Raw genomic sequence first — 16,691 nt, forward strand, 5'->3', positions numbered from 1 at the left:
CTTTCTTCTTCCTTTTAGCGCAATTGGCTGTCTTTACTGCCGCGACGATTAAATAGCTCCACCGCCTTTGCCTCTTGCTCAAGCGCTGTCTGACAACTGACGCAATGCTGGATACCAGGCAACGCTAGTCGCCGCGCCTCCGGAATAGAATTACCGCATTCGTCACAAAACTCTGCACTCACACCTGTTGGCAATGAGCGTCTTGCGCGCTCTAACGCATCATTGACCGTTGCATCCATTTGCTCATGCTCAGCACCATCTCTTGACCAGCCACCTGCCATAATTTTATCCTATTTGTTTTTTATTAGTCATTATTTTGTATATAACTTCTTTAATAACAAATATATGGGGCTAGATACGACTGATTACAACCTAATAATCGTCGCAATATCATAAATAGAACATGACCACATAAAGCAAAAATATCACTGTTAATCTTTTGGCTGCAACTCAACAACTTGCCCGCGCACCCCAATACTGGCATCACTCATCAAACAGACGTAGCCTGCCATAATATCTTCAGGTGTTTTTAAGCTCATAGGGTTCTCCCCTGGATAAGCATGAGCGCGCATATTGGTGCGAGTAGCACCCGGATTGATACAGTTAAAGCGCAGGTTGGTGGTGTTTTGAGTTTCTTGCGTGAAGATATCACTCATACCTTCAACCGCTTGCTTAGAGAGCGCATAAGCGCCCCAAAACGCACGAGGATGCGTACCTACAGTGCTAGACGTAAAGACGATAGAGCCATGATCGGCATCTTTTAGCAGTGGTAGCAATGCTTGGGTGAGCATAAAGGTCGCTGTAAAGTTAACCTTCATGACTTGAGCGAATGTATCAACGTCATACATCTCAAGTGGCGTCAATTGCCCAAGCACACCCGCATTATGCAAAATACCATCCAGCTGACCAACTTCTTTATCAATCAATCCTTCTAGCTGCTGCATTTCAGCATAGGTCGCCCCTTCTAGATTCATCGGCAACATAGCAGGCTGTTTACCGCCAAGGCTCTCAATCTCGTCATAGACATACTCGAGCTTGCTGCTGGTACGACCTAGTAGTAATACTGTAGCGCCATAGCGAGCATAGGTTAATGCTGCAACACGGCCAATGCCATCCCCTGCACCTGTCACTAAGATAGTTTTTCCATCTAGACAATGAGTAGGTGGCACAAAATTGCGAATATCGTCATGAGTCAAAGGTTGAGTAAGACTTTGAACGTTTTTTTGGTTGTTTGTCTGATTAGCTGGCTGATTGATATTGTCACTCATGGTATTACTCACTACTTATCGTTGAATCATTAAAATATATGCTTATCAGTATGAACTCAAGATGACTCATACTGACGATTTACTACCCAAAAACCAGTCTATAAATACTCAAATTTGCCAGAAGAAAGCAGCAATTTTTTCAACTGCTCAGGGGTCTCAACAATATAGTCAGCTCCCCACTTCTTTAGCGTCTTTTGATCTTCAGGCGGAATATAACCATAAGCGGCCAAAATGGTTGGCATGCCAGCGGCGTTGCCCGCTTCAATATCACGGATATGATCGCCCACATAGAGCACAGAGCCAGCGGCACCGCGAGGGATGCCCAGTTTCTCTAGGGCCATATACATCGGCTCAGGATCCGGTTTTGAGCGTGATACATCGTCTGGACAGACCAAAGCGGCACAGCGCTCATCAAGTTGCATTTTATTGAGCAGTTTTTCTGCCAGATAGCGGGGCTTGTTGGTGACAATACCCCACGGTACGCCTTTGCTCTCTAGATCTGCCAGCACCGCGTCAAGGCTATCAAACAAGCAGCTATCGACACAGATGTCGGCCTCATAGTCATCTAGGAACTGTTGACGAAAATTAAGTAACTCGTCCTCGCCAACCTCTAGCTGATCGTTATGTCTGAGCATCAATTGCACCATAGCGGATGCACCCGCAGAAACTTGCTCACGAATATCTGTCTCGGACGGCGCTTGCCAATTATTTTCAAGGCTCATTTTACCAATCATACGCACAAAGTCCGCGGCAGTATCGATTAACGTGCCATCAAGGTCAAATAAAACAGCTTTTACAAATTGGCTCATAGTGAATGCTCTTGAGATTGATAACGTGTTTAGTAAAATTACAATGGATAAAGAAAGCCGTCTACAGTGTCAAATCTACCGCGTTAAACCAATGGCTTTTGAACGGCGATCATATAATTGACATCGACATTTTGAGCAAGCCAATAACGCTTGGTCAAGGGATTGTAATGCAAACCGATGATATCTTGGCGTGCAAATCCTGTATTGATGGCCATTTTGTCTAGCTCAGCTGGCGTGATAAATTTGGCATAATCATGCGTGCCGCGGTCGAGCAATCGCAATACATACTCTGCCCCAACGATGGCAAACAAATACGATTTTGGGTTGCGATTGATGGTTGAGAGCACGCAGACGCCGCCAGGCGCTAGTAGCTCATAACACGCTTGTACAATTGAGCTAGGATCAGGCACATGCTCCAGCATCTCCATACAGGTCACCACATCGAACTGACCTGCATGCGTTTTTGCTAGCTCTTCAACTGGAATATGCTGATAGCGCAATGTGTTCTCTAACCCGCTCTGTGAGGCATGTACGGTTGCGGCCTTGAGGTTTTCAGCGCCCAAATCAATCCCTGTCACATCCGCACCGCGGCGCGCCATAGATTCCGATAATATGCCACCGCCGCAGCCGACATCCAGTACCTTTTTACCAGAGAGCCCTTGCTCTGCTGTTTTGATCGCGCCAGTGTTGTTGCCATTGTTAGCGTCGTTTTGATAACCCCGTTTGACGTTTTCTTCTATCCAATTTAAGCGTAATGGATTGATTTCATGTAAGGTTGCAAATGCACCTGTATTGCTCCACCATTCACTCGCCAAGTTGTTAAATTTTTCGACTTCGCTGGGATCGACGTTTATCGTATTCGTTACTGTATCATCGAAGCGGTTTTTGGTTGTATCGCTCGATGTTGGCGAAGAAGATAAGGCTGAGCTCATAGTATTTCCTTTGTTGTCGTTATCATTATTATCGTAGAAGGTGCACGATTATGTGTTCAATATTATCATGAGCGCAGCTTCTTTGTCGTAAGTACATCGTCACTGATTGTGAATAGACTGGGCAAACACCTAAGTTTGTGTGCTAGCTGCTTTGTAATAGCGCCGTTATACGGCCTATTATAAAAATACTCATTCATATTATCGACAATTACTCCTAGTATAGAGAGATCTGATCTAAAAATATAAATGAGCGGATAATATTGATAAAAATACAAAGCAGCGTAAGTAAGATACCTTAAATAATAGCTAACAGCTTTACAACTGTCGGTTAAGAATCCGATTCACAAGCGCCCACGTTTTACGTTATCATAGTCGATACCTCAATATTATGTCACTTAAGTATATTGAAATTCTTCTCGCTCAGATATCATGTATTATAAGCGCCATAGATACACAAACCCTTTAACAAACTCTAAATCCCTACATCTTAAGGATAAAGTATGAAACGTGTCATTACATTGACTGGTCTGGCAATGGCCATTGGACTTGCTTCTATGGGCGCACAAGCTGCAGACTATGTCGCTGGAAAAGATTATCGTGTGCTAGACAATCCAGAGACCATCAGCGGTGATGCTATTATTGTTCGTGAGTTTTTCTGGTATGGCTGCCCGCACTGTAATGTGCTTGATCCACATATGGAGAAATGGGCAAAGACTAAAGACAAAGATGTCGTATTCTTTAAAACACCAGCAGCACTAAACCCTGTTTGGGAAGCCAATGCTCGTGGTTTTTATGCGGCTCAGCTTTTAGGGTTCGAAGACAAAACCCATTCTGCCTTGTTTGACGCGATCCACAAAGATGGCAAAAAACTGTTTGATCAATCATCATTGAGTAAATGGTACGCATCAAAAGGCGTGAATGAGAAGAAATTCAACAGTCTTTACAACTCATTTGCTGTTGGCACAAAAATTGGTCGCTCACAAGAAGGCGCTAAGCGCTATCAGCTTACTGGCGTACCTGCTGTAGTCGTACAAGGCAAATATGTAGTCACAGGTGAAGATGCTAAGGTGCCTAAAGTGGTTGAATATCTAGTCGATAAAGCTCGCGCTGAGAAAAAATAGCCTCTATATACAAGCTTATACAGCGCATACAAGAAAGCCAATCAGTCATTGATTGGCTTTTTTGCGTTCTAAAATCTAGTCGATATTACTATCGTATATCTATTTTTTCAATTGCGACAAGATCGCCACTTCGCGAATATAGCTTGCCAAGTCTGCTTTGGATTCTGCCATTAGCTCGTCGTCTTGCATATGTTTGGCGTACTCAATCCATAGTAGTAATTGATACATACTGTTGTGTTCAGAGGCTTTGTATTGTTTGACAAATTGCTTGAGCGTGCCCTCATCATTGATATTTAGACGATCATACCAACTTTCAATTTTAGACACCTGCTCTTTGGGGAAAAATGCATCAAACAATGCCTTGACCAACTCGTGGCGATTTTCTTCGCTGATGAGCTTACCGACGCGTTTGGTCTGACGGTTACGAGCATTGGCGCTGGTAATATCGGCCAATGCCATGAGTTCAGCCATAAAATAATCACTAGCTGGCAACGTTTTTAACTGCTTTTTTGAGAGGCTAGCGAGTGGTATGGATAACTGCTGTAAGCGCTCGTGGGCTTTTTTGAGCTCTGTGCGCGAGACACGCATATCTTGTTCTGACCAGTCAATCATAAAAGCTTTCCAAAATAATAAGTAATAAATTAATAGTGCTGAATATAACTACCAACGACTTTTTTCACGGTGCTTTGCCAGTACCTTTACACCTTCTGGCATCGTATCAGCGAGGCGACGCTGTAGATGATCGGTGATAAATACTGAACGATGCTTACCGCCGGTACAACCGATCGCAACCGTCACTGTATGACGATTATTGTGCAAAAACTCTGGTAGCCAACGTGTCAAAAACTTATCGATATCATCTAGCATTTCAGCCACTTCAGGATACTCTGCAAAAAACGTGCTGACTTCAGCATCGAGCCCTGTCGAGGCACGCAGCTCAGGATTCCAATGTGGATTAGGCAAAATCCTGACATCGAACACAAAATCAGCATCAATAGGACTACCGTGCTTAAAACCAAATGACAGCAGGTTAATGACAATTTGATTGTCCATGCCAATATGTTCGCGTAACCTGTCTTTTAACTGATGAATATTTAAAGTCGTTGTATCGATCTTGATATCTGCTTGACTGGAGATGGGCTTTAACAGCTCAACTTCTTTTTTGATCGCGGCAGGTAGATTGAATACGACATGGTTTGCATTGTCACTATCGACATCCTGAGACATGAGTGGATGTACACGGCGCGTCGCATTGAAACGCGCTATCAGGGTACTCTCCTGCGCGGTCACATACAACACTTGAACAGCTTGACTGCCGTAAGTGTCTTTTAATGCTGCATAGGTTGCTGCAAAATTGGACAGATCCGCGCGCGGCGTTCGAATATCAACGCCAAGGGCAATGCGATTGATACCGCTCTCTTTTACCAGTTTGTGCGCGGCGCTCGGCAATAAAGACAACGGTAGATTATCAATAGAGTAGTAACCTAAATCCTCTAAGATATTCAGTACTGAGGTTTTTCCTGAGCCTGAACGGCCTGATACCACTAGAATGCTGAGTTTATCCGTTGATATTTTTGGCGCTGATATTTTTGGCGTTGTCGATGCGGCTTGATTCTCGCTTTGATCCTGATTTATATCCATGATCTACCCATTCTAGTTCATTGCATCCGATACAATATGTACCGAAGGGTTTACCCCACCACTACTAACTGATTATCCAATAAACGTGCGCGTCCCAGCCATGCTGCAACCAAAATAACAATGTTTTTATTTTCTATATTGAAAGTTGTAGAGTCACTTACGACAGAACCCAGCGCTTCAGTTTTTACTTCTAGATAATCGATCGTGAAACCTGCATCACTAATGCGTGTACGCTTGTCTTTTAGTAATGATTCAAACGCTTGCTGACTAATACCACCACCTTTCAACTGCTCTGCCAAATCTTGTAGCTCTCGATGCAGTATAGGCGCAACTTGTCGCTCAGATTCGGTTAAGTATTGATTACGTGAGGAGAGCGCTAGCCCATCATCAGCACGAATAATAGGTGCACCAATAATCTCAATTGGGTAGCTCAAATCACGCACCAACTGCTTAATAATAGCCAGCTGCTGATAGTCTTTTTGGCCAAATATCGCCACATCTGGTTGCACAATGTTGAAAAGCTTAGAGACAACGATACCAACGCCATCAAAATGACCAGGACGTGATTGACCACATAGTTGGCTACTAATAGCGCCAGCTAATACAGTAGTCGGTGGTGGTAATACTGGGTACATCGCATCAACGCTTGGCGCAAACACATAATCTGCACCAACAGTGGCAAGCTTAGCCACATCCTCGTCTAGTGTACGCGGATAACTATCAAAATCCTCGCCCACACCGAACTGAGTAGGATTGACAAAAATACTAACGACGATGATATCCGCATGCTGTTTAGCAATTTTTACCAGCTCTATATGACCCTGATGCAGATTACCCATTGTTGGTACTAACGCAATACGCTGCTGACGGTCTTGTTTGTCAATTTGGTGACCACGATAAGGCTGAAGCGCTGCACGTAGTGATGGGATATCATGATAAATAATTGGAGACATGGTAGTTTTTCTTATATTTCAATATTCTGATATTTGAAAGCTCAAATAGATTAGCTAAATTGATGCTGTTCAGTTGGAAAGCTGCCCTCACGTACTGATTGCTGATATAACGCAAAAGCCCCTTCAATACTGCGTGCATGATTGCGCTCATCGGTCAAAAAGTCATGTACAAAACGTGGCACACGACCGTGTACCATGCCCAACATGTCATGCATCACCAGTACCTGACCATCAGTATCTGCGCCTGCACCGATGCCAATGACTGGTACAGCAACAGCATCTGTCACTGTTTTGGCAAGTGCTGCCGGCACACACTCTAGCACCAAAAGCGCTGCACCAGCATCAACCACTGCCTTAGCATCAGCGAGCAATTTGTCAGCCGCTTCGTCACCGCGGCCTTGAATCTTATAGCCGCCAAAGACATTGACCGATTGCGGAGTCAAACCAAGATGTACACAAGTAGGCGTTCCTGCTTGCGCTAAAGTCGTCACCAATTCACAGAGCTCACTACCGCCTTCGACCTTAATCACATGCGCCCCTGCTTGCATCAATTGGCGGCTATTGGCAATGGCTTCTGGCAACGTCACATAACTCATGAACGGCAGGTCAGCCAATATCAAAGCGTGTTTATTACTACGAGCGATATTGGCTGTGTGATAGGCCATATCATTGACGGTTACAGGTAGTGTTGAGTCATGGCCTTGCACGACCATACCTAGACTATCACCAATCAAAATCGTATCGATCTGTGCCTTATCCATCATCCGTGCAAACATTGAGTCATAGCACGTCAAGCAAGTAAACTTAGTACCCTCTTTTTTAAATTTATTCAACGTAGATAATGTTGTCATATGACCCTCAATTAACTTGCAATGCCTTTAATTATCAATGTCTATCATTTTAGCGAGCGTTAGTGAGCTATCATAAAAAGTATCTGATACTTAATCAGTTATGATAAGCCACTGCAGATCAGTCGTTTGATAATAATTTTAAGCCTGTCCAATCATGACTTTGTGGGTAATCAGCTATTGGTGTTTCTACGATAGTCAAATGTGGCGCTAACTCTCGCAGTGGTATTAATACAAAATTACGCTCGCATAGTCCAACGTGCGGAACCGTTAGCTGTGGTTCGGCAATCTGCATATCACCATATAGTAAAATATCGACATCTAGACTACGCTCACCCCAGCGGCGCAAACGTGCCCGCTTGGCCATGCTTTCTAACTGCTGACAAAAACTAAGCAGCTCAAAAGGCGTCATTACCGTTTCAAACCCAGCAACCGCATTGATAAAGTCTGGCTGGTCTTGTGGACCCATTGGCGCTGACGCATAAAAAGAAGACACGCTAATTTCGCGTATTTTCTCACTCTTTTTCATGCTTTCAAGCGCTTGCTGCAAATGGTCTATAGGCGAGCCCAACTCATTAGATAGATTGCTACCTAGGCCCACATAACAGGTAACCCAGTGACTATCATTCATACTGTTATTCATATCAGGCACTGTCAGTACTAGGCTGACGGCGACGGCGTTTTGATGGCACAGGGCCTTTATCATCGGTCACTTTAACAGCAGGCGCTTGATTACTATTAACTTGCTCAGTCTTTGCTTTGACTGGTTTCTTGACCTTTGTTGGTGTAGCCGCTTTCTTTGTCCCTTCACGCGCTACAGTTTTTGCTTCTGTAGTATCAGCTGGACTAGCTGATGACGCTACTGACTTAAGTGCTTTTCTCGCATACTTCGCTGTTGATTGTTCTTTATCAGCTTTGCTTTGCAACTCGACACTATTTGTACTATCAACAGTAGGCTGACGACGGCGACGCTTGTGCGGAATCGGCTCGTTATTCATACTGACAAGCGCTGGCGATCTGGCGATTGAGCGAGTTGGTTTTACCTGATCAGATGTTGCCTTAACCTCTGACGAATTAGCTTTAGACAACTGAGTACTATCTGAATGATCAGCTTTATCCGTTTGCACAGGTGCATTCTTGCGCTTCGGCTGCGATGCTTGCTCATCTAATAGTTGCTTTTGTAGCGGTGGCACAACTTTTTCGTGCTCTATAACGAACAGTGGCGCAGGTTTAGAGTGATGGCCTTTGTTTGTCGCTTGGTTATTACTGGCAAGCGATAGCTGCTGTAGCTGAGCAAGCTCATTACTGTCTTGCTTGACTTGCTGCGTATCATATTCTTTACCAGTGTTTTTGGTCTGACTGGCAGCGCGACGACGACGTGCTGGGATATTTGATGGGTCATTTACCATTGTCTGATCATTCCTACCTTTATCAGTACTAGTATTGGCTTTACTTTGTTTTGCACTGTTCTGATTAGATGGTGAGTGATCAGTGATATTTGCTTCTGGTTTTTGGCGGTTGCGTCCGCGGCTACGTTGCCCTTTTTTATAGGCACCGCGGCGAATATTTTCGTCGAACGCTTCAATCGCTTGCTGCTGCTCTCGCTCAGACAATGTCTGATACGTCTGCCACCACTCGCCCATGCCATTCGTCGACTCTGACAATGGATGCTCAGCATCACCGCATTGCTCACGCAATAATAAGAAGTCAAAACCCGCACGAAAGCGCGGATGCTCAGAGAGCTGAACGATTTGCTTGCTACGCGGAGCCGCAAGTTTTGGCTGCAATATCCAAATATCACGGATAAACTGCTCAGCAAATTTTGGAATAGCGGTTTTGATGCGTTGACGGTCAATGACTTTACCAGCGGCATGCATTTGTGCTTCAGCAAACGGCATATTGCGCTTTTTAGCTTTTGCCAATTGATGCAAATAGTTTTCCCACAATAGCGCTGCATAAAAGAACGCTGGATTGATGCTTTTGCCTGCCGCAATACGCTTGTCGGTATTGATGGCCACTTGATTGACTAAGGCGCTTGGCTCGGCTGGTGGATAAATGATGAGGCTATCGATCGCGCCAGACTCAAACAATAGTGGCAACAGTGGCACTAGATAGCCACCGGTAAACATCTTCTGTGTTTCATCGTAGAGACGATGTGGCGATATCTGCTCAAGCAGCGCCCAATTACCATCATGAAACTGATCGGATAACGCATCATCAAACTCAAAGCCCAATTTGGCTTTAAATCGCAGCGCACGTAATAGTCTTACTGGATCTTCTTCGATACGCACTGGCGCATGACCCAATAGACGAATGATTCTATTATCAATATCATCAAGCGCACCGCAGAAATCATGAACCACGCCTTTGAGCGGCTGATAATAAAGCGCGTTGATAGAAAAGTCACGACGGGCAAAGTCTTGCTTGATATCGCCCCACACATTGTCGCGCAGGATCATACCGTCCTGATTGGTATTGGCATTGCTCGTTGGTGGACCACGAAACGTCGCCACTTCGATTAACTCGCGACCTGAATATACATGTGCCAATTGGAAGCGGCGACCGATGATACGGCAACGCTTGCCAAAGACGTCTTTAATCTCGTGCGGCTTGGCATCAGTCACGGCGTCAAAGTCTTTTGGGCGCAGACCCAATAAGGTATCGCGCACACCGCCACCAACAATATACGCATCAAACCCAGCTCGGGTCAATGTGGCAATCACTTCAGTAATGGAATTGGGTAATTCAGATTTGTTCAGTTCTAACTGCTTGGCGGCACGCTCGGCCATGCATCTACTCCTCGCCGGTATTCTTTAACCACCCCTGAATAACACAGCGTTTATCAGGCGGATGTACCCGCTAGTTTAACAAATTTTGCACGTGCTGGGTGTGTTATGACATTTACTTACATGCTATTTTGTCAATATTGGGATTGATTAATGCAAAATACCGCTATTAATCTTGCACACTTAAGCGTCTTCGATTTTTCTCAAGCGTTTTTGCACCAATACCTTTCACCTTTGCCAACTCATCTACTGTTTTGAATTCACCGAACATTTCACGATATAAAATAATCGCCTGGGCTTTACTGCTGCCAATACCATTCAGCGATACCAGCTCGCCTTCACTGGCACGATTGATATTTACGGTGGCTTCATCTCGTGCCTGTATTTTGGCATTTTCTTGTGCCAACAGATAATTGTAAGCGCGCTGAGGGTTCTCAAAACAGGGAGCAGCGTGGGCATTATTAAGCATCAGCAGAGCGCATAAAAGACTAACAATAGACATTGCTGTGTAGCTGCTAGGCGAAATATAACTGTGAGACGAAATTTTATGATGAGCGTTCATGTTGTTTCGCCGCTTCCCACAATCCATCCATTTCGGTTATATCGCTGTCCTCCAAACGCTTACCACTTAATGCTAATTGCTCCTCAATATAACCAAAACGTGATTTAAATTTATGTACGCAGGTTAAGGTAGCGGCTTCTGCATCAAGGTTTAGTTTACGTGCGACATTGACGAGCGCAAACATGCAATCGCCTAATTCCTTTTCTACCTCTCTGATATTGGCTTTGATCTCGACTATAGATTTATCTGTTAGCTCATGCTTTAGCTCGGCAATCTCTTCGTCTAGCTTTTCGACGGCACCAGTAACACCGTCCCAATCAAAACCCAGCGTTGACGCTTGTTTTTGTACATTTTGTGCCTGCATGAGAGCACTACCGGCTTTTACGTTATCTAAGCGACGTTTTGACTTACCTCGTGCTTCGCGTGCCTGTTGCTCTTCCGCTTTAATTTCATCCCAGCGTATTTTTACTGCGGCATCGTCCTTGAGCGTTTCGGCTTCAAATACATGAGGGTGACGGCGAACCAGCTTTTCTTGTAAAGTCGTAATGACATCACTCATATCAAAACGCCCTTGTTCAGCGTACATCTGACAATGAAAGATGACTTGTAATAGGACATCACCCAGCTCACCTTTGATATCTTCATCATCATCGCTTTGCACTGCTTCGCCCAGCTCATAGGCTTCTTCAATGGCATACGGAATAAGGCTATGGTTGGTCTGTTTCCTATCCCACGGACAATCTGCTCGTAGACGAGCCATCAAAGCCAGTAAATCATCAAACTCACCGTTCGCTTCTGGTGTGCCTTGCACGGGCTTAGGTACGGTAATTTTATTGTCTAAAATACTCATAGGAAATACTCTTATATCTTATTTATCATGCCATTTTTTGGCTTGGTATAGCGTATAGTTTATCATTCTCGTATGTCAGTGTAGTACGAGGCTTAGTGATCGATCAGCATAAATCTGCATCATACATATCGACATGTATCTAACTCATTGAGTAGTTAATGTATCATTGAACCCTGATTGGCTTATAATTATGCTATCTACTTTCTTATTTTATCATTGCTCATGCGCAAGGAATTTTATCATTATGTCGACTTCTGCGACCACCAGCTATCAGCCAGCCACGGAATTCAATGCTATCACCATCAACTCGTTTAAAGCCTATGATATACGCGGTGAGCTTGGCGTCAATCTCGATGAAGACATCGCCTACCGTATTGGTCGGGCTTTTGCTCAGATTTTATATCAGCGCTATCACGCAGCCATTGAAAATAAAACCAATGATATGGCAGATCTAAAACCAGCTATTGTCATTGGTAGTGATATTCGCCACTCTAGTGAGCAATTAAAACAAGCCGCTATCAGAGGCATCGTTGATGCAGGCGTCGACGTCATAGATTTGGGCATGAGTGGTACGGAAGAGGTGTACTTTGCCACCAGTTATTATCAGGCGCTGGGCGGTATTGAGGTGACTGCCAGTCACAACCCTATCAACTATAATGGTTTAAAACTGGTCAAAGAACATTCAAAACCTATCAGTGCTGATGACGGTTTGGCAGAGATTCAGGCATTGGCAGAATCAGGACAATTTACCACTGACAATCAATCAGGACAGTTGCAATTATTGACTGATAAAAGTGCTTATATCGATCATGTCATGACTTTTATCGATATTGATAAACTAAAACCACTCAAACTGGTCGTTAATTCAGGCAATGGTAGTGCAGGTCCAGTCGTTGACTTGTTAATCAATAGACTGACGCAAGCTGGTGCACCCATTGAAATTATCACGTTGCATCATACGCCTGATGGTAGCTTCCCTAACGGTATTCCTAATCCAATGATTGAAGCCAATAGACTGGCGACCCAGCAAGCCGTACTAGAAAACAAAGCGGATCTTGGTATTGCTTTTGACGGTGACTTTGATCGCTGCTTTTTGTTTGACGAAAATGGCGTGTTCATTGATGGTAGCTACATCGTCGGTATGCTCGCTCAAGCATTTTTGAACAAATACCCGAGTGAGTCAATCGTCTATGATCCACGAGTGATATATAATACTGAAGCGGTTATCGAAGCGCATAACGGAAATGCCGTCATCAGTAAGTCTGGACATTCTTTTATCAAGCAAATCATGCGGGACTCAGGTGCGGTCTATGGTGGCGAGATGTCGGCCCATCATTACTTCCGTGACTTTTTCTATTGTGACAGCGGTATGATTCCTTGGTTACTCACCATTGAGCTGCTGTCTATCACAGGTAAGACCTTATCAGAATTGGTCACAGGCTATATTCAGTCTTATCCCAGCTCAGGCGAACTAAACTTCCGCCTCACGACTCATGATGCCCCAACCATCATCAGTGCCATTGAAGAAAAATTTAGTGTAGACAGCCCTAATAAATCTCTGCTTGATGGCTTAAGCCTAAATTTTGGCGAATGGCGCTTCAATTTGCGTGCTTCAAATACTGAACCACTGATTAGATTGAATATCGAAAGTCGCGGCGATCACTCGTTATTGGCTAGTAAAACGCAAGAAATTCAACAATGGCTAGCGGTACAAGGAGCAGTACCAGCGTAAAGTCACAAAAAAAGCTCGCTAATCATGATTAGCGAGCTTTTTTAATAATGAAGAACTTCAATAACATTATTTAGATCGGCCAATGCCCACATAGTCGCCTACTAAGCGATCAATTTGCGATCGAGTAAATGTATTTTGCGCATCAAATACCGGCATGGCTTGCTGATTGATTTTATCAATATCCAATCGATCTCGTGGCGACCAGCTGATCAAAAAAACGGCCTGAGCATCATTGATTCTCTGATAAGGACTACTAATCAATTCAAGCAATGGTTGTTGTTCGTACAGTGCAGCAAGCTCACCCTGTGCTTTATCACTATAAACCAGTGTACGGATACCATAAGACCACAGTAATGCTAACAATGGATGAATGGCTGAGCCTGCGGTACGGCCTGAGCCTGCTTTATAACTGCCGCCCCAGATCATGACAGTTTTATTGTCAATGAAACCATCAAAATACTGCCAAAACTTGCGAAATATCAGCTCTTTTTGGTCCTCATTAATATGCACGACAGACTGTAAAAGAGGCATGTCTAAACTATGCATTTTGCTCGACTGCTGTAACTTAGCCAGCTCGGTAGGTAGTGTGTTACCGCCAAACCCCCATCCTGCCTGTAGATAGCTACTGCCTACGCGCTCATCCAACCCCATAATACGACTCACCTGACTGATATCCACCTGCTGGCTATCCGCCAAGCGTGACATCTCATTCATAAAGCTCACCCGGGTCGCGAGCATCGCCATGATACTACTACGCGCAAACTCTATCGTTGCGATATCGGCATGATGAGCGGCGCGAGCATGCTGCATTAACGGCTGTAACATCTCTAAATGTTGGTTGCTGTCTGCTGTTTTTTCACCCAGCAACCATAATGCAGGGTTCAACATGGAGTTATAAGCATCACCATCTTGCAAAAAAACAAACGGTATATAATAGACCCACGCTCGCTGTAGACGCTCAGATAGTGCTGATACAGCGCCTAATTCCTTAATTCCGCTCATTATTACAGGTAATGCCTGCTGATGGCTTTGATTAAAAGCCCGAATCCAACCATCTTCTGTCCACGCAGACTTAATACTGTCTAAAAACAACCAGTAAAGCGCCACTTTATTTTGATCATCACTATGAATGCTCTGACTGACGACGTGGCTGTCACCATGATTTGCCGTTTCATAATATTGTATTAACGTCTCTGCACTATCTGGCAATGCTTGACTTGTAATAACTCGCTGCTGTACATACATTTGCCATAGCGCTTGCAGATGATGCTCAAAGCTATATTGCTGTATCTGCTGAGCCAATAGATCTATATCTGCATACAGATGAACGCGTTGACCTAAACTTGCCAGCACCACGGCACTGGTAATCGCTTCAATACTATGGCCAACCAGCACACACACATTGGAGTTGGTCAATGGGTTTGATGCAAATCCATTATAAGGCATACATTGATCGTTTGTAGCAGTCCCCATGAGTGTACCTTTTTACATTATTGATTGATCAGTATTACTAAGACAGTTTTTTGATATGCTGTAATAACTGGTCGGTAGAAGTGTCAAATTGGCTGTGAGCCTCTTGCTGCATAGCGTCATGCACAGACTCTGCCATTTGCTTGCCCATCTCAACCCCCCATTGATCAAACGGATTGATATCCCAAATACTGGCCATCACGTAGACTTTATGCTCGTAGAGCGCAACCAGCGCACCCAAACTATGAGGCGTAAGCTCATCGATAAGCAAGGTAGTCGATGGTTGATTACCACGGTAATATTTGTATTTATCTGCACTGGATACCGTTTTTGCATCACTATTCGATGCCTCTGTGACAGCAGCATTGCCAAATGCCAAGACTCGACTTTGCGCTAGGCAGTTTGCTAAAGATAGCTCATGCTGTTGTTGCAACGAGGCGTTTTGCACCTCGCCACTATAACGGCGTACACAAGCGATAAAATCACAGGAGACTTGCTGCGTGCCTTGATGCAGTAGCTGATAAAAGGCATGCTGAGCGTTTGAACCAATCTCGCCCCACAGAATTGGACAAGTATCATAATCAATATGGTCGCCGTGCTGAGTGACCGACTTGCCATTACTTTCCATTTCAAGCTGGGTCAAGTAGCTAGGCAGATAGCCTAACCGTCCATCATAAGGCAATACGGTATGGGCATTCACCCTCAAAAACGTACTGTTCCATACAGCTAGCAGCCCTAGCAATACTGGTAAGTTATCTACAAAATCTGCCTGTGCAAAATGCTCATCCATACTGTGAGCACCACTTAGTAGCTCCCTAAACCTATTCATACCAACACGAATAGCAATGGCTAGCCCAATCGCTGACCACAAAGAAAACCGGCCTCCAACCCACTCCCAAAGCTCTAATTGATGCTCAGGATGTATCCCCCAAACCCTCATCTTTTCACTATTGGCTGATATTCCAATAAAGTGCCGACGCAACACACTGTCTTCAGTACCAGCGCGCAGCGTCGCCGTCGCAAGTAACCAAGACAGTGCGGTTTTGGCATTAGATAAGGTATCAACCGTACCGAAGGATTTGGAAGAGATAATAAATAATGTGGTTTCAGGATTGAGGTGCTTTAGTAGATTATCAAGCTGAGTGCCGTCCATATTAGAGACGAAATGTACACCGATTTCCGTATCTGCCCATTCGTCAAGCGCAGCAGTCGCCATGAGCGGCCCAAGATCAGAACCGCCAACGCCAATATTAACCACATCGGTGATGGCCTTACCTGAGAACCCTCGCCATGTGCCACTACGGACACGCTCGGATAATCTCGCTACCTGTGCCAAACTATGATGTACATCGGCAACCACATCTTGCTTACCAACTTGTAGCTCTGCATTCTCAGGCAGACGTAGTGCTGTATGTAGGGCCGCACGTTCTTCACTATTGTTGACCATCGCGCCTTGCATCAATGCATCAATTCGAGCGGACAGCTCACAGCTATCTGCTAGCCGCAATAAAGCACCCATAACTCGCTCATCGATACACTGCTTGCTATAGTCCATGTACAGCGCGCCAGCTTGCGCACTAAAGCGTGTCGCACGACTGTCATCTTGCGCAAATAAACTTGCCAGCGACCATGGCTGCGCCGCAAGCGTTTGCAACTGCTCCCAGTATTTGGAACGGCGAGCGCTATGATACTTCTTATCGTCCTTTATCTTATCCATCG

At 44.6% G+C, this 16,691-nt stretch carries 16 protein-coding genes; 2 read left to right on the forward strand and 14 right to left on the reverse strand.

Going from position 1 to position 16,691, the window contains the following annotated elements:
- Window positions 1-14: 14 nt before the first annotated feature.
- The 4 genes from HL061_RS07755 to ubiG all read right to left on the reverse strand — a co-directional run bounded on the left by HL061_RS07755 (window position 15) and on the right by ubiG (window position 3,009).
- The gene (locus HL061_RS07755) at window positions 15-281 is read right to left on the reverse strand and encodes a DksA/TraR family C4-type zinc finger protein (RefSeq protein ID WP_071002552.1); all 267 of its coding nucleotides are present in this window, start codon (window positions 279-281) and stop codon (window positions 15-17) included.
- 150 nt (window positions 282-431) lie between these two features.
- The gene (locus HL061_RS07760; protein WP_186475272.1) at window positions 432-1,268 is read right to left on the reverse strand and encodes a YciK family oxidoreductase; all 837 of its coding nucleotides are present in this window, start codon (window positions 1,266-1,268) and stop codon (window positions 432-434) included.
- Between the two features lie 98 nt (window positions 1,269-1,366).
- Complete coding sequence (locus HL061_RS07765; RefSeq protein ID WP_071002554.1) at window positions 1,367-2,077, reverse strand: HAD-IA family hydrolase; 711 nt, start codon at window positions 2,075-2,077, stop codon at window positions 1,367-1,369.
- Window positions 2,078-2,160: 83 nt separating this feature from the next.
- The gene (ubiG, locus tag HL061_RS07770; protein WP_071002555.1) at window positions 2,161-3,009 is read right to left on the reverse strand and encodes a bifunctional 2-polyprenyl-6-hydroxyphenol methylase/3-demethylubiquinol 3-O-methyltransferase UbiG; all 849 of its coding nucleotides are present in this window, start codon (window positions 3,007-3,009) and stop codon (window positions 2,161-2,163) included.
- 500 nt (window positions 3,010-3,509) lie between these two features.
- On the opposite strand from ubiG, the gene HL061_RS07775 reads away from it, so the two are divergent.
- On the forward strand, window positions 3,510-4,130 hold the full coding sequence (locus tag HL061_RS07775) for a thiol:disulfide interchange protein DsbA/DsbL (RefSeq protein WP_071002556.1): 621 nt from the start codon (window positions 3,510-3,512) through the stop codon (window positions 4,128-4,130).
- Window positions 4,131-4,229: 99 nt separating this feature from the next.
- Here the strand turns inward: HL061_RS07775 and yjgA are convergent, their stop codons facing one another.
- The 8 genes from yjgA to mazG all read right to left on the reverse strand — a co-directional run bounded on the left by yjgA (window position 4,230) and on the right by mazG (window position 11,770).
- Window positions 4,230-4,742 (reverse strand): ribosome biogenesis factor YjgA, encoded by a 513-nt coding sequence (yjgA, locus tag HL061_RS07780; RefSeq protein WP_071002557.1) that lies wholly within the window; start codon window positions 4,740-4,742, stop codon window positions 4,230-4,232.
- 48 nt (window positions 4,743-4,790) lie between these two features.
- The gene (gene rapZ / locus HL061_RS07785) at window positions 4,791-5,771 is read right to left on the reverse strand and encodes an RNase adapter RapZ (RefSeq protein WP_093069802.1); all 981 of its coding nucleotides are present in this window, start codon (window positions 5,769-5,771) and stop codon (window positions 4,791-4,793) included.
- A 50-nt stretch (window positions 5,772-5,821) separates the two neighbouring features.
- Window positions 5,822-6,724: a pantoate--beta-alanine ligase gene (gene panC / locus HL061_RS07790; protein WP_083328898.1), complete on the reverse strand. Its 903-nt coding sequence runs from the start codon at window positions 6,722-6,724 to the stop codon at window positions 5,822-5,824.
- 50 nt (window positions 6,725-6,774) lie between these two features.
- A complete protein-coding gene (gene panB / locus HL061_RS07795) occupies window positions 6,775-7,575 on the reverse strand; it encodes a 3-methyl-2-oxobutanoate hydroxymethyltransferase (RefSeq protein WP_071002559.1) in 801 nt (266 codons plus the stop codon).
- A gap of 118 nt (window positions 7,576-7,693) precedes the next feature.
- A complete protein-coding gene (gene folK / locus HL061_RS07800) occupies window positions 7,694-8,203 on the reverse strand; it encodes a 2-amino-4-hydroxy-6-hydroxymethyldihydropteridine diphosphokinase (protein ID WP_071002560.1) in 510 nt (169 codons plus the stop codon).
- 13 nt (window positions 8,204-8,216) lie between these two features.
- Window positions 8,217-10,361 carry a polynucleotide adenylyltransferase PcnB gene (gene pcnB, locus HL061_RS07805; RefSeq protein ID WP_071002561.1) on the reverse strand — a complete coding sequence of 715 codons (2,145 nt, stop codon included), beginning with the start codon at window positions 10,359-10,361 and terminating at the stop codon, window positions 8,217-8,219.
- 166 nt (window positions 10,362-10,527) lie between these two features.
- Window positions 10,528-10,827: a ComEA family DNA-binding protein gene (locus HL061_RS07810; RefSeq protein ID WP_240365735.1), complete on the reverse strand. Its 300-nt coding sequence runs from the start codon at window positions 10,825-10,827 to the stop codon at window positions 10,528-10,530.
- Window positions 10,828-10,903: 76 nt separating this feature from the next.
- Window positions 10,904-11,770 (reverse strand): nucleoside triphosphate pyrophosphohydrolase, encoded by an 867-nt coding sequence (mazG, locus tag HL061_RS07815; RefSeq protein ID WP_223334353.1) that lies wholly within the window; start codon window positions 11,768-11,770, stop codon window positions 10,904-10,906.
- Window positions 11,771-12,014: 244 nt separating this feature from the next.
- Here mazG and HL061_RS07820 point away from each other — a divergent pair, with 244 nt between their 5' ends.
- Window positions 12,015-13,502, forward strand: a complete 1,488-nt coding sequence (locus HL061_RS07820) for a phosphomannomutase CpsG (RefSeq protein ID WP_240365734.1) — start codon at window positions 12,015-12,017, stop codon at window positions 13,500-13,502.
- A 66-nt stretch (window positions 13,503-13,568) separates the two neighbouring features.
- Here HL061_RS07820 and HL061_RS07825 read toward each other — a convergent pair whose 3' ends face one another.
- Both HL061_RS07825 and pgi read right to left on the reverse strand, forming a co-directional pair.
- On the reverse strand, window positions 13,569-14,975 hold the full coding sequence (locus tag HL061_RS07825) for a UDP-glucose/GDP-mannose dehydrogenase family protein (RefSeq protein WP_252962699.1): 1,407 nt from the start codon (window positions 14,973-14,975) through the stop codon (window positions 13,569-13,571).
- A 37-nt stretch (window positions 14,976-15,012) separates the two neighbouring features.
- Window positions 15,013-16,689 (reverse strand): glucose-6-phosphate isomerase, encoded by a 1,677-nt coding sequence (pgi, locus tag HL061_RS07830; RefSeq protein ID WP_252962700.1) that lies wholly within the window; start codon window positions 16,687-16,689, stop codon window positions 15,013-15,015.
- Between the last annotated feature and the right edge of the window lie 2 nt (window positions 16,690-16,691).

Source organism: Psychrobacter sp. PSP (genome assembly GCF_024085615.1).
GTDB lineage: Bacteria > Pseudomonadota > Gammaproteobacteria > Pseudomonadales > Moraxellaceae > Psychrobacter > Psychrobacter pacificensis.